Origin of the sequence: Pseudomonas sp. RIT-PI-AD, from assembly GCF_025642785.1 — a bacterium.
GTDB lineage: Bacteria > Pseudomonadota > Gammaproteobacteria > Pseudomonadales > Pseudomonadaceae > Pseudomonas_T.
This window is the reverse complement of the sequence record NZ_JANZKU010000011.1, coordinates 15,741-37,762: the sequence shown is the minus strand read 5'-3', so window position 1 is coordinate 37,762 and position 22,022 is coordinate 15,741. Positions and strand designations below refer to the sequence as shown.

Here is a 22,022-nt window from a genome sequence, read left to right as displayed (position 1 = left end):
CATCGGTGCCCAGCCCGGGGCGAACGGGGTGCCGGCGTCGCCCGCCGCTCGCCTTCTCGCCGGCCCGGCTTCGGCGCCATCCCGATGCCCACGCAAAAAAAACCGCCCCGGAGGGCGGCTTCTTCGTGCGCGGCGCTCAGCGAGCGAACGTCGCCTTGAACTCGCGGCGACGGCGGTGCAGCACCGGCTCGGTGTAGCCGTTGGGCTGGCGGGTGCCTTCGAGCACCAGTTCGAGGGCCGCCTGGAAGGCGATGTTGCCGTCGAAGTCCGGCGCCAGCGGGCGGTAGGCCGCGTCGCCGGCGTTCTGCCGGTCGACCACCGGGGCCATGCGCTTGAAGCTGGCCAGCACCTGCTCCTTGTCGACCACCCCGTGGCGCAGCCAGTTGGCCAGCAGCTGGCTGGAGATGCGCAGGGTGGCACGGTCTTCCATCAGGCCGACGTCATGGATGTCCGGCACCTTGGAGCAGCCGACGCCCTGGTCGATCCAGCGCACCACGTAGCCGAGGATGCTCTGGGCGTTGTTGTCCAGTTCGTTCTGGATCTCCTCGGCGCTCCAATCGGTGTTCGGCGCCAGCGGCAGGGTCAGGATGTCGTCCAGGGATGCCGGGGTGCGCTTGATCAGCTCCGCCTGGCGGGCGAACACGTCGACCTTGTGGTAGTGCAGGGCATGCAGGGTGGCGGCGGTCGGCGAGGGGACCCAGGCGGTGTTGGCGCCCGACAGCGGATGGGCGATCTTCTGTTCGAGCATCGCCGCCATCAGGTCGGGCATCGCCCACATGCCCTTGCCGATCTGCGCGCGGCCCTGCAGGCCGGTGGCCAGGCCGACGTCGACGTTGTTGTTCTCGTAGGCGCCGATCCACTTCTCGCTCTTCATGGCCGCCTTGCGCACCACGGCGCCGGCTTCCATGGAGGTGTGGATTTCGTCGCCGGTGCGGTCGAGGAAGCCGGTGTTGATGAACACCACGCGCTCGCGGGCCGCCTTGATGCAGGCCTTGAGGTTGACCGTGGTGCGCCGCTCCTCGTCCATGATGCCGACTTTCAGCGTGTTGCGCGGCAGGCCGAGGACGTCCTCGATGCGGCCGAACAGCTCGTTGGTGAAGGCCGCTTCCTCGGGGCCGTGCATCTTCGGCTTGACGATGTAGACGCTGCCGGTGCGGCTGTTGCGGCGGCTGGTGTTGCCGTTGAGGTTGTGCAGGGCGATCAGGCCGGTGAACAGGCCGTCCTGGATACCCTCGGGCACTTCCTGGCCGCTGGCGTCGAGGATCGCGTCGTTGGTCATCAGGTGACCGACGTTGCGCACGAACAGCAGCGAGCGGCCGTGCAGGCTGAGGGTACCGCCGTTGGCCGCGGTGTAGTTGCGGTCGGCGTACATCATGCGGGTGAAGGTCTCCCCGTTCTTGGTGACGCTCTCCGCCAGGTCGCCCTTCATCAGGCCGAGCAGGTTGCGGTAGATGACCACCTTGTCGTCGGCGTCCACGGCGGCGACCGAATCCTCGCAGTCCATGATGGTGGTCAGCGCGGCCTCCATCAGCACGTCCTTGACGCCCGCGGCGTCGGTGCTGCCGATGGGGCTGGCGGGGTCGATCTGGATTTCGAAGTGCAGGCCGTTGTGCTTGAGCAGCACCGCCTTCGGCGCCGAGGCATCGCCTTGGAAGCCGAGGAACTGGGCGGCGTCGGCGAGGCCGGTCTCGCTGCCGTCGCGCAGGTTCACCACCAGCTTGTCGCCGTAGACCACGTAGGCCTTGGCGTCGACGTGGGAGCCGTTGGCCAGGGGCGCGGCCTCGTCGAGGAAGGCGCGGGCGAAGGCGATCACCTTGTCGCCGCGGACCTTGTTGTAGCCCTTGCCCTTTTCGGCGCCGCCTTCCTCGCTGATCGCATCGGTGCCGTAGAGGGCATCGTACAGCGAGCCCCAGCGGGCGTTCGCGGCGTTCAGGGCGAAGCGCGCGTTCATCACCGGCACCACCAGCTGCGGGCCGGCCATGTGGGCGATTTCTTCGTCGACGTTCTGGGTGGTGGCGTGGAAGTCCTCGGGCTGCGGCAGCAGGTAGCCGATCTCTTCGAGGAAGGCCTTGTAGGCGGCCGCGTCATGGGCCTGGCCGGCGCGCTCGCGGTGCCAGGCGTCGATGCGCGCCTGGAGGTCGTCGCGCTTGGCGAGCAGGGCGGCGTTCTTCGGCGCGAGGTCGGCGATGACCTTCGCGGCGCCCTCCCAGAACGCCTCGGCGGCGATGCCGGTGCCGGGGATGGCTTCGTTGTTCACGAAGTCGAACAGGACTTTGGCGACCTGAAGGCCACCGACTTGAACGCGTTCAGTCATTGCTTGCCTCACTCTGCTCAGCTTTTTTCGGCTCGATTCACCTGCCGCGAAGACCGGAAACCGAATTTTGTAGTCCGGGGCGCGGAATACTACATGAAAGTATTCGTAAAAATCAGCGGGGGCGCGTCGCGTTGCGACCCGAACGGGGCCGACGGTCACGCCGCGTGATGCATGGACCCGTATGATTTAAGTATTGTTTTATATTTTTTCTAGAAGTGTATACAAGTTTTCCGCCGGCGAGCCCGGCTGCGTGGCGCGACCTTCGGCCGCAGGCGCTGGAAACCCCGCTGCCTATACTCCAGCGATCCGTGCTGGAGCCTGCGATGACCCCGACCGCCGCCACCCTTCGCGACCTGGACGACCTGGTCCGCCTGTTCGCCGCTTACCTGGAGTTCTACGAAGTCGCCCAACCGCCGGCGAGCATCCGCGCCTTTCTCGAGGAACGCCTGACCCGCGGCGATTCCCACCTGCTGATCGCCCGTGGCAGCGGCGGCGCCGCGATCGGCTTCGTGCACCTCTACCCCTACCAGGCGTCCCTGCTGCTGGAGCCGGCCTGGCTGCTCAGCGACCTGTTCGTCAGCAAGGCCGCGCGGCGCCACGGCGTCGGCGCCGCGCTGATGAACGCCGCCCGGGCCTTCGCCGCCGCCAGCGGCGCCTGCGGCATCCAACTGGAGACGGCACGCACCAACCGCATCGGCCAGGCGCTCTACGAACGCCTGGGCTACGTGCGCGACGAGGCGTTCCACACCTATTGGCTGAGCCTCAGCGGCGGCGCCTGCGCGCCGGGCAAGGTACGCGCCCTGGCCTCGCCCGGCCGCGACGCCTAGCGGCGACGTTCGCGACCGTTGACGATCACCGCCAACCGGTGCAGGTTCGGGGGCTCATCATCCGAGCCGACGCATCAGGAGACGCCCATGGATCATCTGGTACTCACCGTCATCGCCGCCGACCAGCCGGGGCTGGTGGAGCGCATCGCCCAGTGCATCGCCGCCCAGGGCGGCAACTGGCTGGACAGCCGCATGTCGCGGATGGCCGGGCAGTTCGCCGGCATCTTGCGGGTCGCGGTGCCCGGCGAGGGCTACGACGCCCTGGTGAAGAGCTTGCAGGACCTAGCAGCCCAGGGCATCCGCGTGATGGTGGCGGGCGGCGGCAGCGAGCCGGCCCTGGACGGTAAGTCGATCCAGCTCGACTTGGTGGGGAACGACCGGCCGGGCATCGTCCGCGACATCACCCGGCTGCTGGCCGAGCAGGGCGTCAACCTGGAGCGCCTGCACACCGAGGTGCTGCCCGCGCCCATGAGCGGCGAACCGCTGTTCCATGCCCAGGCGTTGCTGGCGGTGCCCGCCGGCCTGGCCCTGGACGCCCTGCAGGCGCGCCTGGAAACCCTGGCCGACGACCTGATGGTGGAGTTGAAGCTGGACAGCGATCCCCGCTGAGCCGGCTTCCCGCCATCCGTGCGCGCTCGGCAACCGCCTCAGACCACCGGGGTGAACTGGATGATCTCCACCCAGTAGCCGTCCGGGTCGCGGATGAACGCGATGTCCTTCATGCTGCCGTCGCTCAGGCGCTTCTGGAAGGGCACGCCGAGTGCCTCGAAGCGCGCGCAGGCGGCACGGATGTCCGGCACCGCCACGCACAGGTGGCCGAACCCCCGCGGCTCGCTGTTGCCACTGTGGTAAGCGAAGTCCGGATCGTGCTCGGTGCCGTGGTTATGAGTCAGTTCGAGGATGCCGGGCATCGATTTACGCCACTGGTGGCGTGCCACCGGGTCGCTGGGGATCTGCGACTTGTCGGCGATCAGCGCGAGGAAGTAGAGGCTGAACCGGGCATCCGGGAAGTCTTTCTTCTCCAGCAGGGTGAAGCCCAGCACGCGGGTGTAGAAATCCAGCGCGTGCTCCAGGTTCTTCACCCGGATCATGGTGTGGTTGTAGACGTACTCGTGGGTGGCGGCCTCGGGCTCGGCGGTCACGCCGGGCAGGGCATTGAGTTCGTTCAGGGTCATGGCGAAGTCTCCGTGGGAAAAAACGGCCGCGCCGGAGCGCGGGAGTGGGTGTTCGAGGCGCCCGGGCGCGGGAGGTTCCGCCGCTAGCCGGGCAGCTCGATCAGTTCGGCGTGGGCCTGGCCGCGTTCCAGGGTCAGCCGGGCCACGCCGATCGGCAGGCTGAATCGCCGCGGCCCGGCGCTGCCGGGGTTGAGGTAGAGCACGCCGTCGCGCCAGTCGAGCCGGGGCTTGTGCGAATGCCCGCTGATCACCACGCCGATGCCGGCGGCGCGCGGGTCCAGGTCGAGCGCCTTGAGGTCGTGCAGGGCGTAGAGCGCGACGCCTTCCCAGTCGAGGCGCAGCCGCTCCGGGATCGCGTCGGCCCAGGCGTCGCGGTCGTTGTTGCCGCGCACCACGCTCAGCGGCGCCAGCTCGCGCAGGGCTTCGAGGATCCGCGGCCCGCCGATGTCGCCGGCGTGGAGGATATGGTCGCTGCCGCGCAGAGCCTCCAGGGCGCTCGGGCGCAGCAGGCCATGGGTGTCGGCGATCAGGCCGATGCGCATGGGGTTCGCTCCATGGGGTGTCTCCGGGAAGGGAAAGGACGACGCCCGCCAGTATAAAACCCGCGCGCATCGGCGGCCGCTCCGTTAACCTCCCGGCGCGAACGGCCGCCGCCCCGTGCCGGGGCCGTCGCATCCTTTGGCCACGACGATTTTTTCCATGACGCCAGACGCCCTCGACACCCTGCATCCGCTTCTCCTCGACGCCCTGAGCCCGCCGCCGGAGGAAACCCGCCGCCTGTTCCACGGGCGCGGCCGGCGCTGGCCGGGGCTGGAACACCTGACCTGCGACTGGCTGCAAGGCGTGCTGCTGATCTCGCTGTTCCGCGAGCCCGATCCCGCCGCCCTGGAGGCCCTGACGCGGATGCTCGCGTCCCTCGGCGACTCGCCGGCCTGGCGGCAGAGCGGCGCCCACAGCCTGCTGGTGCAGCACCGTTACCGGCCGGACAGCGCCATGCAGGCCATCCGTGGCGAAGTGCCCGAGGAGTGGCTGATCAGCGAGGACGGCCTGCGCTTCAAGCTGGACTTGGGGCGCAACCGCAACAGCGGGCTGTTCCTCGACATGCGTTACGGCCGCCGCTGGGTGCGCGAGCACGCGCGGGGCGCGCGGGTGCTGAACCTGTTCGCTTACACCTGCGGCTTTTCCGTCGCCGCTGTGGCCGGCGGCGCCGAGCAGGTGGTCAACCTGGACATGGCCAAGGCCGCGCTGAACCGTGGGCGCGACAACCACCGGCTGAACGGCCACGACTTGGGCAAGGTGAGCTTCCTCGGCCACGAGCTGTTCAAGTCCTGGAGCAAGGTGCGCAAGTTCGGCCCCTACGACCTGGTCATCATCGACCCGCCGTCCTTCCAGAAAGGCAGCTTCGCGCTGACCCAGGACTATCAAAAGATCCTCCGGCGCCTGCCGGAGCTGCTCACCGCCGAGGGGCGGGTGCTGGCCTGCGTCAACGACCCGGACACCGGCCCCGGCTTCCTCATCGACGGCATGGCCGCCGAGGCGCCCTGCCTGGTTTTCCGGGAGCGCCTGGAAAACCCGCCGGAATTCGCCGACGTCGACCCGGACAGCGGCCTCAAGGCCCTGGTGTTCGCGCGCGATGCCGGCCTCGCGGACGGCGCGCCGCCTTGAGGCCCGCCACGTTCCTCGGCGCGCACGCCGCCGGCCCCGGGACGCGACGATCCGCAGGGCCGCCGGATTCACCCGCGCGGTCGGGGAGCGGTCCACCGCCCGGTTGCCGAGGCGTGAGGCCGAGGGCTCGCCCATCCCGCGTGCCGTGCGTGGAGCCGACGCCTCCGGGTCGACGCCCTCAACCCGCCGCCCGCCCGGCCGCCGCCAGCACCTGGGTCGCGCCCTGGACCTTGCGTGTGTACCAGAGCACCCGGCTGACCCCGCGGGTGATGGCCACGTAAGCCAGGCGCAGGCTTTCGTCCTGCATCGCGCGGTCGTAATCGCTGCGGAAGAAACCCGAGCGGGCGTAGAGCGCATTGCGCAGCGGGTGCGGCTCCGGCGGCAGGCAGTCGTCGAGGACGATCGCCACCTCGGCCTGCAAGCCCTTGGCGCGGTGGATGCTGTAGGCCTTCACCGGAAGCTTGCGCTCCAGTTGCGCCTTGATCGTCTTCAGCGGCCCGTTGCGCCGGCTCAACAGCAGCACCGCCGTGCGGTCGGCCTTGGCGCGGCCGGCGACGTGGGCGCACTGCCGCTCGATCTCGGCGATCAGGTCCGGCAGGCCGCTGTTCAGGTCGAAGCCGCCGATCACCCGCACCCCGTGGTCGCCGGGTTGCGCGCTCTTGAACGCCCGGCTGGCCTTGGCCTGCTTGAAGGCCACGTCCTCCAGCACCGCCTCGCCGTCGCGGATCACCGCGTCGATGGAGCGGTAGTTGGTTTCCAGGGTCAGCACCGCGCTCTTCTTCGCGGCGCCCTTGCCCTTGCCAGGGAAGTGCTTGTCGAAGTCCATGAACAGTTCCGGCGAGCTGCCGCGCCACCCGTAGATCGACTGCCAGTCGTCGCCGATGGCCATCAGGCTGACCGCCTGGCCCTGGCGGGCGAGGCGGCGGTGCAGCGCCTGGAGCCAGAGGAGGATCTGCGGGGAAATGTCCTGGAATTCGTCGATCAACAGGTGGGTGAAGGGCGTGAGGGCCGGGGTCGCCACCGTCGCGTCCGGGTCGCCGAGCCGTTCGGTGAGCTGGCGGAAGGCGCCGTTGAAGGTCATCAGCCCGTCTTCGCGCAGGCGCGCCTCGAAGGCCCGCCAGAAGGGTTGCAGCGCCTCGACGAACAGCCGCTCCCGCGGCGGGCAGGCGAGGCGGGTGGGTTCCACTTCATCGACGCGCAGGCCGATGCTTTCCATGAAACCCGCCTGGGCCTGGAAGGCTTCGAACAGCGGCACCGCGGCGAACTCCCCGCTCAGCTTGAAGCCCTCCAGCGGCGCCTTGGGCGTGGCCCTGCCGCTGACCTCGACGGGGGCCGGCAGCTCGAGCAGACGGTGCACCCGCTCGCGGAACCCGCCGTCCACGGCGTAGCACGCCTGGTAGACCTGGGCCAGCAGGCGCTGCTGGGCCGGGCGCAGGCGCGCGGCGGCCAGCGGGTTGTCCGGCTCCGTCGCCGAGGCGCGGGGTTCGTCCAGTTGCTCGAACCAGCGCGGGTCGCCCAGCGCTTCCCGGGCCAGGGTCGCCATGGCCGAATGGAAGGTGCGCACGCAGTGGCGGGCCCGGCCCTCGTCGAAGGGGTAGCGCCAGAACGCCAGCAGCGCGAGCAACTGCTCGCGCAACTCGGCGCAGGAGGCGTTGGTGAAGGAAATCACCGTGAGGCGCTCGGCCGCGATGCCCATATGGCAGAGCATGAACACCACCCGCAACAGCAGGGTGGTGGACTTGCCCGAGCCGGCGCCGGCGAAGATCCGCGTCGCCGCGCTGCGGCCAAGGATCATCGCCCACTGCTCGTCCGAGGGCGGACTGACGAGGCCGGCGGCGGCCGCCTCGGCGACCCGCTGGCGCATGGCCTCGACCTGGGCGTCCTCGATCACCAGCGGCGCCGGTCCGTACAGGCCCTGCACCGCCGGCTTGCGCGGCTTGGCCGGGGGTTTGGGCTTGCCGGAGGCGCTGGGCCCGGCCGGGCCGGAGGCCTTGCGCGGGGCGGGACCGGGCGGCTCCAGCGGCGCGGCCAGGGGATGCTCCTCGCGCAGGTAGGCGGTGGTCCGCGGGAAACAGCGCGCCAGGGTCTCGGACAGGCGTCGGGTATAGGCCTTCAAGGCAGGCAGCATGGGGCGGTTTCTACCCGGCAGATGTAAGTCCTTCATAGTATGAGTGTTCTTTCGCGGGCAGGGCAAAAGCGCGCGCTCGCCGGTGGCCTTGCCGGACCGCGAAGGAGCGGGTCGAGGCTTGCCAGCCCGCCGGGCGGCTGAGACCCTTGCCGCCCCGCAACCGACCACCAGGAGGCAGCCCATGGGCGACGCATTGCAGATAGAAGACATCCGGCTTGGCGACGGCAAGGAGGCGGTCAAGGGCGCGCTGATCACCACCCAGTACCGCGGCTTCCTCGAGGACGGCAGGGTCTTCGACGCCTCCTACGATCGCGGCAAACCCTTCCAGTGCGTGATCGGCACCGGCCGGGTGATCAAGGGATGGGACCAAGGGCTGATGGGCATGAGGGTCGGCGGCCTGCGCAAACTCTTCGTCCCGGCCCACCTCGCCTACGGCGAGCGGCGGATGGGCGCGCTGATCGAGCCCCACTCCAATCTGATCTTCGAGATCGAACTGCTGGAAGTGCTGACCCGCGACGATTGAGCCCGGCGGCGCCCCGCTGGCGCCGGGCGTGCACGCGCGGGCGGCTCACACCACCGGGTCTGGCAGGTCGCCCTGGGCTTCGCAGGCGGCGGCGGTGAACAGGATGTCGGTGGAGGAGTTCAGCGCGGTTTCCGCCGAGTCCTGCAGGATACCGATGATGAAGCCGACGCCGACCACCTGCATCGCCACCGCATTGGGGATGCCGAACAGCGCGCAGGCCAGCGGGATCAGCAGCAGCGAACCGCCGGCCACGCCCGAGGCGCCGCAGGCGCAGATCGACGCCACCACGCTCAGCAGCAGGCTGCTCGGCAGGTCCACCTGGATGCCCAGGGTATGCACGGCGGCCAGGGTCAGCACGGTGATGGTGATCGCCGCGCCGGCCATGTTGATCGTCGCCCCCAGGGGAATCGCCACCGAGTAGGTTTCCTCGTGCAGCTTCAGGCGCTCGCACAGTTGCAGGTTCACCGGGATGTTCGCCGCCGAGCTGCGGGTGAAGAACGCGGTGATGCCGCTTTCCCGCAGGCAGGTGAGGGTCAGCGGGTAGGGATTGCGGCGGATCTGCCACCAGACGATGAACGGGTTCATCACCAGGGCGACGAACGCCATGCAGCCCAGCAGCACCGCCAGCAGGTGCAGGTAATCCAGCAGCACCCGCGGGCCGAACTCCGCCAGGGTGCCGGCCACCAGGCCGAAGATGCCGAGGGGCGCCAGGCCGATCACCCGCTTCACCAGGCCGGTGAGCGCCGCCGACAGGTCCGCGATCATCTGCCGGCTGCTCGGCGCCGCCTGGCGGAAACCCAGGCCGAGGACCACCGCCCAGGCCAGCAGGCCGATGTAGTTGCCGTGCAGCAGCGCATTGACCGGGCTGTCCACCAGGCTCAGCGCCAGGCTCTTGAGCACCTCGGCGATGCCGCCCGGCGGGGTCGGCGCCGCGCCCTCGGTGGCCAGCACCAGGCGCGAGGGGAACAGCGTGCTGGCGACCACCGCCACCAGCGCCGCGCTGAAGGTGCCGATGAGGTACAGCATCAGGATCGGGCGGATGTGGGTCTGCTCGCCCTGCCGATGACCGGCGATGGACGCCATCACCAGCACCAGGACCAGCACCGGTGCCACCGCCTTCAAGGCCGCGACGAACACCTCGCCGAGAAAGCCGACGCTCGCCGCCGCCCCCGGCGCGAAGGTCGCCAGGGCGATGCCCGCGACCAGCCCGATGAGGATCTGGGTGACCAGACCCAGGCGGGCCAGGCCGCGCAACAGCGCGCCGCCCGGACCCTTCTTCGCGGGTCCGGCGGTATTCGGATGGTCGGGATGTTCCATGGTCGTCTCCGGCAGTGGTGCGCCAGGGGCGCAAACAAAGCGCGGAAGGGTACAGGGATCGAGCCTTCGAGGCATCCTGTCAGCGGGCCACATCGTCGCGGGCGCGATGTCGGCTCGGGGAACGTCTGAGGCGGGTTGGCGCTGGGGGGACGTTCCGGGCGGAAGGCCTTCGACCTGGCTCGCGCCTTCGCGGTGGGCGCTCAGTGCTGGACGCTGGCCTCTGTGAGGGCTTCACAGGATCGCCGCTGGCTTCCTTAGTAGAGTCCCTGGCGTTTCGGCGGAAGCCTTACTCCGGGAGGAACACCATGCCCGTCCGTACACCTATCGATGGCCTTCGTCTGGATGCGGGCAGTCTGGCCGCACTGGCACGCATACGAGGCAATCGCGATGCCGAGCAGTACCTGCTGGGAGCTCTTTCAACTGGAGTGTTCTCCTCTATCTTCGCTAAAAGTAACCTGCCCACGGCTGCAAACAGAGTGCTGGCAGGGTTTATACGAGGTTGCCACTATCAAGACGGTATTCATGCTCGCAGCAGCGGGGACAGTGCTCACGTCCTGGGGCGTCATGGCGGACGAACCAAGCGTTCGCGATGCAGTGGTCGCCGCCATGCAAAAAGAGGTCGCGATCCGCATGAGCGCTTTCGGCGACAGGCTCGACGCCTGCCGGGCCTTGAAACACCGGCCCGTGCCCCGCCTGGATGTCGCCACTCCGAAAAGCTTCCAGCTCCCTCGCGAAATCCTGATCGACGCCATCGGCTACCTCAGCTTCCGCAACCGCGACGCCTGCGACCGGTCGGAGCGCTTGGAACTCGCCTACGCCCTCGGCGCCCTGGCCGCGCTACGCCGTGAATACGTCCTGGAACCCGATCCCTTCGCGCGCGACACCCTCACCCAGGCCGTCTATCCCGATACCAGGCGCCAGGAAATGAAGCTGAAGTACGAGCGGGTGCCTGAAAACGCGCGAGCCTATCTGGAGCGGGCGTTGGGGCAGGAGCCGTTTGATTTGGCTGGGGTGTTGGAACAGGTGGATATGCAATAGCGGCGCTGGGTATAGGTTGGTACAGGCATTTTCGTGGCAGGCATCATGTTCGCACTTGAGCCACGTCCAGGGATTTCTGGACGTGATATCGAACTCAAGCCATTTAACGCCGGCACCGTGATAGTGGATGTATTCCTCGAGTTCCTTGTATGGCTTTACAGCGAAGGGGGTAGATCGACGCTTGGCATTTCCGCGCTTCTGGCCGGCGGTATTTTCTCCGTGGCGCTTACGGCTCAAGGCAGTATTTGCTTAAGCCTGATAGCTTTCATACTTCAGGTTGTTCCAGCTGCCCACCGGTGGATTCGAGGCTATAGGCCGGAGTTTTTGGCAAGGCCTCGAAGGAATTCATTCTCGGGAAGTTGCTTATCCATGAGCTGAGAGCGGCGCTCACATCTTGGGACGCGATGACGGGCGAGCGTATGTCCAGAATTCAGTTGTCACAGCGATGCAAATCGAATTTCCACATATATGGCTGCTTTCGGCCATGAGCGGACGTCCAGGTTATGGAAAGGATAATTCTGTACCCCTTTTGTTGCATTGGTGGATACCAGCTCTAGAAGCGGGTAGAAAACGTTCAGAGCAAAGCACTTGCATCTATTCATGTCTCAAGCGAGGATCCACGTAGGCACATCGCCATCAGCGGAGCATCACCTATGCCTCTTCAGACACGGAACGTTTTCATCGACACGGAGTTCTTCGTAAAGGCAGGTCTTGAGTTTTCGTCTCGTACAATCGAATCATTCAAAGAAATTTGCAGCGATGGCGAGCTAAACCACATCACCAGTACGATTGTGGTTCGCGAGGTCGATGGAAAAATTTCCGACCACATTCGTGAAGCGCTGAACGGAGTAAAAGATTTCAGACGAAAAGCGAAGATTCTGACTCATTCAACTGACGCGGCGATCAGCGGCCTTTTTGCTCAATTCGACAAAGATGATGTTGAGAGTCATGCATTGAAAGTGTTCTCAGACTTTCTGGATGAATCAAACACTACCGTACTTGATCTGAGTAAAGTCGATCCCGATGAATTAATCAGGATGTATTTTGAAAGGGAAGCACCTTTTCAAGAAGGAAAAAAGAAAACAGAATTCCCCGATGCCTTCACTATGCTTGCTCTAAAAGGACATCTTGGCGATCAGGAAGAAATTTACGTCGTTTCAGAAGATAAGGACCTCATAGCCTTCTGCCTAGAAAATCCAAGATTTATAATTATTGAAAGTCTTAGCAAGCTGCTCGACCTGTATAACGCACACGACCAAGAACGCTCAGACTTTATAAAAAATCTAATAGAGGCCGAGAGGAACACAATCAATCAAGAAATTATAAATCAGGTCGAGTCAGCGGATATCTATAATTCGTCAACCTGGGAAGATGCGGAAGTAGAAAGCTTGGCTGTTTCTGAGGTGAGCGATTTCGAGCCATCAATAATTCATATTGATGATGAGACCTGCCAGATCTCGTTTGATATAGAGGTAAAGTATCTAGTTACTGTCACCGGCCCTGACTTCAATAACGGCACCTATGACAGAGAGTCAGGTACGATCTACACATTTGATGATTCGACCAGAGAGGAAGAAGGAACGCTAGATCTAACCGTCGAGCTAGAACTTTCCTACCAAGTGGACGGTGGCGTTTTTGAGATACAGAATTTAGGAGTTTACGTTACTGGGCTAAGTGGCGGGATCGAAGTTTCGGTTGAGGAAAACGGGACAGAAGACTACTACTAAATTTTCAGCGCTGAGGGATTTTGATATTAGTGTCTGAAGAGTAAACAAATTTTAAACGAGACCAATTAAGTTTGAAGAAATTAGAATCGAAAAATTATGAGCTGGGGATCAGGCCAAGATTTTTTTCATACCTTCTGATCCCGACTTTAATTACCCAATAATGGAAGCAATATGAGCAGGAAAACAATTAACGAGGTCTTTACGCCGCGAGCAAGGGAGCTTAATCCAGCAATGTACGTTGCCCGTCCTAGGCTGGAGAAAGACCTTGCGCGTGCGTTGGGCAGGCACAGTCACACCCTGTTATTCGGCGAGAGTGGGAACGGTAAGACGTGGTTGTTTAAAGTCGCCCTCGCTAAGAACGACTTACCTTACGTGGTGGCGAACTGTGCGAATGCCTCTCGAAACAAGTCTATCACCGAAGAAATATGCGGCGCGATCACAGAGCCTGGCACGGCGTCAAAGCTTGGATATAGCGAAGAGAAAGCTGCGGAAGTCAGCGCGGCGTTCCTAAAGGGAGCGCTGAAGCACACTGATAGCTATACCGTTGCGCAAGAAGATCCACTACTAAAGGCGTTTCGGCTTTTCGCAGATAGTGGCGCTGCCGGCAGAGCGCAGAAGAAAATAATCGTTCTCGATAACCTTGAGTCTATCTTTGATACGCCTGATCGGATGTCTGAGCTAGCTGATCTGATCATTCTGTTAGACGATAGTCGTTATTCTCAGTGCAACATAAATTTCCTTATCGTTGGGGTTCCTAACGGTGTATTACAGTATTTTCGTGAAACTAAGAACTCGGATTCCGTCGCCAATCGTATATTCGAGATAAGAAAGGTCGAAGGACTTGACTCGGGGCAAGTCCAAGAAGTAATCAGAAAGGGGTTTGCTCAGCTCGATATTCTCCTCACCGGACCGCAGTACATTGAGGTCGCTGATCATATTTGGTCGGTGACATTAGGCACAGCACAACGTGTTCATGAATATTGTGAAGCGCTCGCCCATGAAATAGAAGACAACAATTGGACCTATGACACGAAACTGCTAGAAAGAGCCGACGAAGAATGGTTGCTCAGCGGGCTCCGATCTTGTTATACAGCCATCGAAGGGCATCTTAACAGCCGTGACACGACCGTTGCTCGTAGAAATCAAGCGATCTATTGTATAGGCCGGATTTCGAGCCACCAATTCGATGCGAACGACATTGATAAGCGGATCAGGATTGAATTCCCTAGTACTGCTGTAAAACATATGGGGATAGGTAATATCCTTTCCGATCTCGCCGCTGGTGACAGTCCTCTTTTGATCAGGAACGAGCAGTCAGGAGCTTACACCGTCCGGGACCCTATGTACCTGATGTGTATAAAGCTTATGCTAAAAAAAGACCCTGCCAAATCAAAAGTTATTAAGAAGAACTTCGTGAGATAACTCCTATAAACCGTGATGAATGGCTAATGGCTGCCCTTCGCGAGAGGCCGCAATCGGCCAAAAGCAGTCAGTATCTACGAAATCGGGGGCTATTCAGCGGCTATCTTTTTTTCGGCAGCTGTCACTTCGAGTAAAGCGGCCGTTATGATTAGGCGAAACAGATGTGGCCTAGTAGTGATGGAGACTGCTATGAACGTGTTTATCAGCTCTGTAGTACGTAATTTTGAGCACTATCGTGCGGCCGCCAAAAAAGCAGTTTCTCTGTTGGGGCACACCCCAGTGATGTGTGAGGATTTTGGTGCAAGACCCTATTCCTCTGAAGTCGCATGCATGACTGAGGTTGACCAAGCCGACGTAGTGGTGCTGATTCTTGGCGCGGACTTCGGCTTCAAAACCCACACAGGTGAGTCCGTCACTCAGCAGGAGTTCCATCGCGCCAAAGCTGCCAATAAACCCATCCTGGCTTTTCTGGAAGATGTTCCGGTCGAGGATGATCAAAAGCACTTTCACTGGGAGGTTTCCGATTACGTCGACGGCCTTTTCCGTTCCACCTTCACAGGAGATCGCGATCTCTCAGACAAAATTATCCAGGGGCTAAGCCAACTTGCAGCCAGTCGCAGCGCCATTTCCGAACAGGAGTTTGTTCAGCACCTGCAGAATCGTAGCAACAGCGGAAATTGGAATAGCCGGCCTCGTGAAGATCGCCTAGAGCTCGTGTTTCTGCCGCAGCCCATTCTCTCGGGTACATTGCGCTCCATGCACACCCAGCATGATGAATTCTTTCTCAAGCTTTCTCAGGCGGGCTTGGTTTCTATCAAGGGTGGTTACAAGTCATTTAACGAGGAAGACATCACCGGCCTAGATGCGGAGGAGGCCTCTTGGCGGCATCACGATAATGGGATGAGCTGGCTCTCTATTCCTCTGGCAGCCCCAGGAAAGGGCGGCGAATATTTTGCCTCCTATTACATCTCGCCCAGTCGGCTAAAACGCTTTGCGGAAGAAGCTTTTAGTTTGATTAGCCGAGGTAAGGGAGGCTGGTTCCAGCTAGGGATCTACGGAGTTTCTCACCAAGTCTACGCAGAGCCGCCAACCACCCCTGCATCGTCGATGTCCATGCCGCACCGCAGTGAGAAAAACATTGAGGAAAGAAAACTGCTGATTCCAGCGTCACAGGGCGTTTTCAACCAGTGGCTGGAAGACGCTTTGTTCCGAATCGGGCGCAAACTTTCCTAAAGAATTGAGCATCGCCAGCAGGCGGAAGGAGCATAAGCAACAATGAACCCTTCGTGTCTCAGCTTGGCAGTTCTTCTAGCTTGAAGATCCGGTTGTCAGCCTTGAGTGCTGGAAAGGCTTCGCAATATGCATAGGGCTCGCTGAATGAAGTGCTGGGCGCATGAATGTTGAAGACCTTGACCTGGGGAGGGTGGCCGCTTTGCCGTTCATGGCGAAGGTCGTTCAGAGACCCAGGTGCCTCACCATTTTGTTCGGCAATCGAAATCACTAGATCTCGAAGGGTTTCGATTTCTGCATCCGATGCTTCTGCATAGGTGGTCAGTCGCTTATGACTTCCAAACCCGCCACGGGTAGAGCCGATTCGCCCCTAGCGATCCCCCGCCCCCTTGACGAAGTCGACGAACGCCCTCAGCGGCGAGGGCAGGTAGCGGCGGCCGGGGTAGTAGAGGAAGGGGCCGGGGAAGCTTTGCCACCAGGGTTCGAGCACCGGCTCGAGGGCGCCGCTTTGCAGGTGCGGGCGCAGCCAGTCTTCGAACAAATAGACGATGCCCAGGCCGTCGACGGCGGCTTGCACCGCGAGGTCGACGGCGCCGCCGATGCGCACCACCAGGGGTCCGCTAGGGTCGATGGTGAGGGTTTCGCCGTCGTGTTCGTAGTCCCACAGAGGTGTCGCGCCGCTGGGGAACTTGCCGCGCAGGCAGGCGTGTCGCAGCAGGTCGCGCGGGTGTTGCGGGCGGCCGTGGGCATCGAGGTAGGCGGGGGAGGCCGCCGTGGCGAAACGTTGCAGGCGCGGGCCGATGGGCACGGCGATCATGTCCTGCTCCAGGCGTTCGTCGTAGCGGATGCCGGCATCGCAGCCAGCCGCCAGCACGTCGACGAAGCGTTCCTCGACGATCACTTCGAGGCGAATGTCGGGGTAGGTTTGCAGGAACGGGGTGATGATCGAGGGCAGCACCAGCCGCGCGGCGCTTAGGGGTACGTTGAGTTTCAGGGTGCCGGAGGGGCGGTCGCGGAAGTCGTTGACCACGTCCAGCGCCGACTCCACCTCGCTCAGGGCCGGGACGATGCGCTCCATCAACCGCGCACCGGCTTCGGTGGGCACCACGCTGCGGGTGGTGCGGTTGAGCAGGCGCACGCCGAGCCCGGCCTCCAGACGCCGCACGGCATCGCTGAGGCTGGAGGCGGATTTGCCGCTGATCCGCGCGCCTTCGCGAAAACCGCCGGCGTTGACCACGGCGACGAAGGCCAGCAAGTCCTGAATATCCGTTGGCATTGTCCGGTTCCTCCGTACAGCCCGTGCCGATTGCAGCTCATTATCGGCGAAGTGGTCAATGCCTATAGTGGGCCCATCCCCACTGAACGAGGCAGATGACATGAGCGACGCCAGCCAGGCAGGTCCCTTTTCACTTGGCGACCGGATCGTTAACCGCATGGGCTACGGCGCCATGCAACTCGCCGGCCCGCAGGTGTTCGGCCCACCCAAGGACCGCCCGGCGGCGCTCGCGGTGTTGCGAGCGGCGCGGGAGGCGGGCGTGAACCATATCGACACCTCGGACTTCTACGGCCCCCACATCACCAACCAATTGATCCGCGAAGCCCTGCACCCCTATGCCGAGGACCTGGTGATCGTCACCAAGGTCGGCGCCGTGCGCGGCGCCGATGCCTCCTGGAACCCGGCGCATAGTCCCGCCGAACTGACCCGCGCGGTGCACGACAACCTGCGCAACCTGGGCGTCGATGTATTGGACGTGGTGAATTATCGGGCCTGGGGAAACCTGCATTCGCCCGATGAAGCCTCCATCGAAGAGGGGTTCAGCACCCTGGCCGAACTGCAACGGCAGGGCCTGATTCGCCATCTCGGCCTGAGCAACGTGTCGGCCGTGCAGGTGACGGAGGCCCAGCGGATCGCTCCGGTGGTGTGCGTGCAGAACCATTACAACCTGTCCCACCGCGACGACGAGGCGTTGATCGCCGAGCTGGCCCGGCAGGGCATCGCCTACGTACCGTTCTTCCCCTTGGGCGGGTTCAGCCCGTTGCAGTCGGAGACCCTGTCCCGCGTGGCGGCACGCCTGGACGCCTCGCCTCTGCGGGTGGCGCTGGCCTGGCTGTTGCAGCGCTCGCCGAACCTGTTGTTGATCCCTGGGACGTCGTCGGTGGCTCACCTGCACGAAAACCTCAGCGCCAGCGAATTGGTGATCGCGCCGGAGTTGCTGGCGGAACTGGATGCCTTGGCGTAGCGCCGCAGAGGCGCGGTTTCGGCAAAGCGGAAAGCCGGTGAGCACTTCGAACGTCAGTGGCCGGCCGTGGTCAGCCACAAGACGCGCGCCCAACGAACTGCCGCCCTGATCGGCCGTGCCGGTCTAGGCGCTCACCGAAGAACAAGCGTGCCCGCGGCGGATACTCGAGGTTCATCGCGTTCCTGCGCGACGGGCCTGGATCATGCCTCGAGCGAAGGGTGCGCGGCATCGTGGCCGGTCGACGGCAGCATCAGGCGGAGGATAGGGTTTTGGCCGATACGCAGCGTGATGTACCCCAGGACGCGCAGTCCGTCATCGCATTCTGGAAACAGGCGGGACCGCCGAAATGGTTCAACAAGGACGACGCGTTCGACGCGGCGTTTCGGGAGGCCTTCTCGGCATTGCATGTCCAGGCGGCCCGACGCGAGCTGGAGTATTGGATGAACACGCCGGACGGGGCCTTGGCGTTGCTGATTTTGCTCGACCAGTACCCGCGCAATGCGTTTCGAGGGACCGCCCATATGTTCGCGACCGACCCGCTTGCCTGTTTCTACGCCCGCCAGATGGTGGACGCCGGCCTGGACCAGCGAGTCGAAAAGCCCCTGCGAATGTTCTGCTACCTGCCCTTCGAGCACTCCGAGAACGTGGAGGATCAGCGCCTGTCCGTGCGACTCAACCAGGCTCTCGACCCCGCCGATTTCAAGTGGGCCCGGGAACACGCGGAGATAATCGAGCGCTTCGGCCGGTTCCCACACCGTAACCCCCTGCTCGGCAGGACCACGACGCCCGACGAAAGCGCCTTTCTGGAGGCGGGAGGCTTCGCCGGATAACCTCCGCCCGTATTGAACCGGGCAGCGTGGTCAAGAAGGTGGTGGAACTGTAGGGTGGACAACGTTTTACTTGTCCACCTGTATAGGAGCATGGGACGTCGGCGTGGGGATGATGGGCAGGTGCCCATGTCTTCCTTTCCGGCACGGCGGCTTGGCGTTCCTGGCGGATCGAGTGGGTCGTGCGGACAGGAAGGTTGGCCGGTTGGGGCGGTTGAGCTGTTGGCGGGGGTTACGCTGGTGGAAAACGCTTCGCGGTTTTCCACCCTACGCGGGTGGCGGAACTGTAGGGTGGACAACGTTTTACTTGTCCACCTGTATAGGAGCATGGGGCGTCGGCGTGGGGATGATGGGCAGGTGCCCATGTCTTCCTTTCCGGCACGGCGACTTGGCATTCCTGGCGGATCGAGTGGGTCGTGCGGACAGGAAGGTTGGCCGGTTCGGGCGATTGAGCTGTTGGCGGAGTTGGGCTGGTGGAAAACGCTTCGCGGTTTTCCACCCTACGCGGTGGTGGAACTGTAGGGTGGACAACGTTTTACTTGTCCACCAGCACCAGCACCAGCACCAGCACCAGCACCAGCACCCACCGCTCCATGGTGCTAACGGGCAACCCCATTCGCCTGAGGAGGCATCGGGCTTTCGTTCGCCCATGAAAAAGCCGCCCGAGTGGGGCGGCTTTTGACGTCGGCGGCGGGGCGCTTCTCTCAGCCGTCCAACATCGCCTTGTTGCGCACCGCACCCTTGTCGGCGCTGGTGGCCAGGAGGGCGTAGGCCTTGAGGGCGGTGGTGACCTTGCGCGGGCGGGGGGCGGCGGGCTTCCAGCCCCGGGCGTCCTGGTCGGCGCGGCGGGCGGCGAGTTCGGCGTCGTCCACCCGCAGGTTGATGGAGCGGTTGGGGATGTCGATCAGTACCTTGTCGCCGTCGCGCACCAGGCCGATGGCGCCGCCGGCGGCGGCTTCCGGGGAGGCGTGGCCGATGGACAAGCCGGAGGTGCCGCCGGAGAAGCGGCCGTCGGTGAGCAGGGCGCACGCCTTGCCCAGGCCCTTGGACTTCAGGTAGCTGGTGGGGTAGAGCATTTCCTGCATGCCGGGGCCGCCTTTCGGGCCTTCGTAGCGGATGATCACGATGTCGCCGGCCTTCACCTCGTCGGCGAGGATGCCCTTCACCGCGGCGTCCTGGCTCTCGAAGACCTTGGCGCTACCTTCGAACACGTGGATCGACTCGTCGACGCCGGCGGTCTTCACCACGCAGCCGTCGAGGGCGATGTTGCCGTAGAGCACCGCCAGGCCGCCTTCCTTGGAGTAGGCGTGGGCGACGCTGCGGATGCAGCCGTGCTCGCGGTCGTCGTCGAGACTGTCCCAGCGGGTCGACTGGCTGAAGGCGACCTGGGTGGGGATGCCGGCCGGACCGGCCCTGAAGAAGGTGTGCACGGCTTCGTCGTCGGTCTGGGTGATGTCCCAGGTGGCGATGGCGTCGGCCAGGCTCGGGCTGTGCACGGTGGGCACCTGGGTATGCAGCAGGCCGCCGCGGGCCAGTTCGCCGAGGATCGAGAAGATCCCGCCGGCGCGGTGCACGTCTTCCATGTGGTACTTCTGGATGTTCGGCGCCACCTTGCACAACTGCGGCACCCGGCGCGACAGGCGATCGATGTCGCGCAGGTCGAAGTCCACCTCGCCTTCCTGGGCCGCGGCCAGCAGGTGGAGGATGGTGTTGGTTGAGCCGCCCATGGCGATGTCCAGGGTCATGGCGTTCTCGAACGCCTCGAAGGTGGCGATGTTGCGCGGCAGCACCGACTCGTCGCCCTCGCCGTAGTAGCGCTGGCAGAGCTCCACGGCCAGGCGCCCGGCGCGCAGGAACAACTGCTCGCGGTCGGCGTGGGTGGCCAGGGTGGAACCGTTGCCCGGCAGCGACAGGCCGAGCACTTCGGTCAGGCAGTTCATCGAGTTGGCGGTGAACATGCCGGAACAGGAGCCGCAGGTGGGGCAGGCGCTGCGCTCGTACTCGGCGACTTTCTCGTCGCTGGCGGAGTCGTCGGCGGCGATCACCATGGCGTCGACCAGGTCGAGGCCGTGGCTGGCCAGCTTGGTCTTGCCGGCTTCCATCGGCCCGCCGGAGACGAACACCACCGGGATGTTCAGGCGCAGCGCGGCCATCAGCATGCCGGGGGTGATCTTGTCGCAGTTGGAGATGCAGACGATGGCGTCGGCGCAGTGGGCGTTGACCATGTACTCCACCGAGTCGGCGATGATCTCGCGGCTCGGCAGCGAATAGAGCATGCCGTCATGGCCCATGGCGATGCCGTCGTCCACGGCGATGGTGTTGAATTCCTTGGCCACGCCGCCGGCGCGTTCGATCTCGCGGGCGACCAGTTGGCCGAGGTCCTTCAGGTGCACGTGGCCGGGCACGAACTGGGTGAAGGAGTTGGCGATGGCGATGATCGGCTTCTTGAAGTCCTCGTCCTTCATCCCGGTGGCGCGCCAGAGGGCGCGGGCGCCGGCCATGTTGCGGCCGAAGGTGGAGGTTTTCGAGCGGTAATCGGGCATTACGGCGTTCCTGCAGGCTGGTCAGGTTATGGTCGTTGTCGTGAGCGCGGTAGGGACCGGCGGTGGCGATCGTGGTCGCGGGACCGGCCATGGCCTGAGGGCATTGCGGGATCTCCGCGCGCCCGGCTTGGCTCACTGCCCGCCTGAGGGTGTGTGGCAGGGGAACCGGGATTCTAATCCCAGCCGCCGTCGACACGAAAGGCCGCCGGGCCGGGCGGTCCAGACCCTGCTGCGAGACCGGCGAGCGCTGGGGGAATAACGCGCTGGCGCGGCGGGCGCCACATGTGTCCCGGCCATGGGGGCTCGATCATGGCTCAGGCGATTCTGAGAACCCCGTATTCAGGCGAGCCTTGAGCTGGCGATTTTCCTTTCTCAGGTCGTGATTGCGCCACAAAAGCACGCAGAAGGACAGGGTGTACATGACCGTGGGGTAGTACTCGCCCAGCGACGAGGCCACCCACCACGTCAATGCGGCCACGACCAGGCCCGTTGCCAATAGCGCCAATTGATCCTTCACGTAATCAGACATGCAGGTCTCCCTTCAATCGAGCTCTCGCCGTCCATCCGGTCCGATAACCCATTCACCAACAGATACGGGATGCCCGAGCGAAGAAGTAGCGCGGATTCATTTGCCAGACCGCGGCCATGAGGCATCCCCAGCAGAATAGAACCGCCAGGCTTCTCAGAATCACCGAAGGCTTGGTTTTCATTTGGGCAGCCTGACGCCTGGAGGCCCCATCTTGCATAGATGAGGTACGGGTAGAGGCTGACTGTTCCCGGCGGGGTTTCGAGATACAGGGGAATGCGGGCTCTCTTGGAGATGAAAATGTGAGGGGCCGCCCCACTCTCGTCATATAAGCACCGGGTCCATAGGTCCCGGTCAGGCGTCGGGGCCTATGCATCGACTGGAGCGAATAACACCGCTCGCCGGAATGTTCACTGCCCTTGCCAGGGGTGAAGTGAATCATGCTCTTTGGCAATCCTACAAAACCCTATCCTGCAGTACCCAGAGTGATCGCCGTCGCCGGCGCGACTTCAGGCGTCCA

19 protein-coding genes are annotated in these 22,022 nt (G+C 63.7%); 10 read left to right on the top strand and 9 right to left on the bottom strand.

Features of this window, described 5'->3' with window-relative positions:
• Positions 1-136: 136 nt before the first annotated feature.
• Positions 137-2,314, bottom strand: coding sequence for a malate synthase G (locus tag OGL92_RS11630; RefSeq protein WP_263143770.1), 2,178 nt, complete (start codon positions 2,312-2,314; stop codon positions 137-139).
• A gap of 323 nt (positions 2,315-2,637) precedes the next feature.
• On the opposite strand from OGL92_RS11630, the gene OGL92_RS11625 reads away from it, so the two are divergent.
• Together OGL92_RS11625 and OGL92_RS11620 are read left to right on the top strand one after the other, a co-directional pair.
• The gene (locus OGL92_RS11625; protein WP_263143769.1) at positions 2,638-3,141 is read left to right on the top strand and encodes a GNAT family N-acetyltransferase; all 504 of its coding nucleotides are present in this window, start codon (positions 2,638-2,640) and stop codon (positions 3,139-3,141) included.
• Between the two features lie 87 nt (positions 3,142-3,228).
• Positions 3,229-3,750 carry an ACT domain-containing protein gene (locus OGL92_RS11620; protein WP_263143768.1) on the top strand — a complete coding sequence of 174 codons (522 nt, stop codon included), beginning with the start codon at positions 3,229-3,231 and terminating at the stop codon, positions 3,748-3,750.
• 38 nt (positions 3,751-3,788) lie between these two features.
• Here the strand turns inward: OGL92_RS11620 and gloA are convergent, their stop codons facing one another.
• Positions 3,789-4,316, bottom strand: coding sequence for a lactoylglutathione lyase (gene gloA, locus OGL92_RS11615; protein WP_263143767.1), 528 nt, complete (start codon positions 4,314-4,316; stop codon positions 3,789-3,791).
• A gap of 83 nt (positions 4,317-4,399) precedes the next feature.
• Entirely contained in the window at positions 4,400-4,858 is a 459-nt protein-coding gene (locus OGL92_RS11610) for a metallophosphoesterase family protein (protein ID WP_263143766.1), read from the bottom strand.
• A 157-nt stretch (positions 4,859-5,015) separates the two neighbouring features.
• Between OGL92_RS11610 and OGL92_RS11605 the strand changes: the two genes are divergently transcribed.
• Positions 5,016-5,981, top strand: a complete 966-nt coding sequence (locus OGL92_RS11605) for a class I SAM-dependent methyltransferase (protein WP_263143765.1) — start codon at positions 5,016-5,018, stop codon at positions 5,979-5,981.
• Positions 5,982-6,159: 178 nt separating this feature from the next.
• On the opposite strand, the gene OGL92_RS11600 is transcribed toward OGL92_RS11605, so the two are convergent.
• The gene (locus OGL92_RS11600) at positions 6,160-8,109 is read right to left on the bottom strand and encodes a UvrD-helicase domain-containing protein (protein ID WP_263143764.1); all 1,950 of its coding nucleotides are present in this window, start codon (positions 8,107-8,109) and stop codon (positions 6,160-6,162) included.
• Positions 8,110-8,290: 181 nt separating this feature from the next.
• Here OGL92_RS11600 and OGL92_RS11595 point away from each other — a divergent pair, with 181 nt between their 5' ends.
• The gene (locus OGL92_RS11595) at positions 8,291-8,632 is read left to right on the top strand and encodes an FKBP-type peptidyl-prolyl cis-trans isomerase (RefSeq protein ID WP_263143763.1); all 342 of its coding nucleotides are present in this window, start codon (positions 8,291-8,293) and stop codon (positions 8,630-8,632) included.
• A gap of 45 nt (positions 8,633-8,677) precedes the next feature.
• Here OGL92_RS11595 and sstT read toward each other — a convergent pair whose 3' ends face one another.
• On the bottom strand, positions 8,678-9,949 hold the full coding sequence (gene sstT, locus OGL92_RS11590; protein WP_263143762.1) for a serine/threonine transporter SstT: 1,272 nt from the start codon (positions 9,947-9,949) through the stop codon (positions 8,678-8,680).
• Positions 9,950-10,471: 522 nt separating this feature from the next.
• On the opposite strand from sstT, the gene OGL92_RS11585 reads away from it, so the two are divergent.
• From OGL92_RS11585 to OGL92_RS11570, 4 genes are all read left to right on the top strand, one after another.
• Positions 10,472-10,987, top strand: a complete 516-nt coding sequence (locus OGL92_RS11585; RefSeq protein WP_263143761.1) for a hypothetical protein — start codon at positions 10,472-10,474, stop codon at positions 10,985-10,987.
• A gap of 653 nt (positions 10,988-11,640) precedes the next feature.
• Complete coding sequence (locus OGL92_RS11580; protein ID WP_263143760.1) at positions 11,641-12,714, top strand: PIN domain-containing protein; 1,074 nt, start codon at positions 11,641-11,643, stop codon at positions 12,712-12,714.
• A gap of 171 nt (positions 12,715-12,885) precedes the next feature.
• A complete protein-coding gene (locus tag OGL92_RS11575) occupies positions 12,886-14,136 on the top strand; it encodes an ATP-binding protein (RefSeq protein WP_263143759.1) in 1,251 nt (416 codons plus the stop codon).
• 189 nt (positions 14,137-14,325) lie between these two features.
• Positions 14,326-15,369, top strand: coding sequence for a DUF4062 domain-containing protein (locus OGL92_RS11570; RefSeq protein WP_263143758.1), 1,044 nt, complete (start codon positions 14,326-14,328; stop codon positions 15,367-15,369).
• Positions 15,370-15,427: 58 nt separating this feature from the next.
• Here the strand turns inward: OGL92_RS11570 and OGL92_RS11565 are convergent, their stop codons facing one another.
• Positions 15,428-15,637 carry a hypothetical protein gene (locus tag OGL92_RS11565; protein WP_263143757.1) on the bottom strand — a complete coding sequence of 70 codons (210 nt, stop codon included), beginning with the start codon at positions 15,635-15,637 and terminating at the stop codon, positions 15,428-15,430.
• A gap of 99 nt (positions 15,638-15,736) precedes the next feature.
• Entirely contained in the window at positions 15,737-16,642 is a 906-nt protein-coding gene (locus tag OGL92_RS11560; RefSeq protein WP_263143756.1) for a LysR family transcriptional regulator, read from the bottom strand.
• 100 nt (positions 16,643-16,742) lie between these two features.
• Between OGL92_RS11560 and OGL92_RS11555 the strand changes: the two genes are divergently transcribed.
• Both OGL92_RS11555 and OGL92_RS11550 read left to right on the top strand, forming a co-directional pair.
• Positions 16,743-17,606: an aldo/keto reductase family oxidoreductase gene (locus OGL92_RS11555; protein ID WP_263143755.1), complete on the top strand. Its 864-nt coding sequence runs from the start codon at positions 16,743-16,745 to the stop codon at positions 17,604-17,606.
• A gap of 269 nt (positions 17,607-17,875) precedes the next feature.
• Positions 17,876-18,436 (top strand): DUF924 family protein, encoded by a 561-nt coding sequence (locus OGL92_RS11550; protein WP_263143754.1) that lies wholly within the window; start codon positions 17,876-17,878, stop codon positions 18,434-18,436.
• Positions 18,437-19,137: 701 nt separating this feature from the next.
• Here the strand turns inward: OGL92_RS11550 and ilvD are convergent.
• Positions 19,138-20,976 carry a dihydroxy-acid dehydratase gene (gene ilvD, locus OGL92_RS11545; protein WP_263143753.1) on the bottom strand — a complete coding sequence of 613 codons (1,839 nt, stop codon included), beginning with the start codon at positions 20,974-20,976 and terminating at the stop codon, positions 19,138-19,140.
• Between the two features lie 307 nt (positions 20,977-21,283).
• The gene (locus tag OGL92_RS11540) at positions 21,284-21,505 is read right to left on the bottom strand and encodes a hypothetical protein (RefSeq protein WP_263143752.1); all 222 of its coding nucleotides are present in this window, start codon (positions 21,503-21,505) and stop codon (positions 21,284-21,286) included.
• Positions 21,506-22,022: the final 517 nt, after the last annotated feature.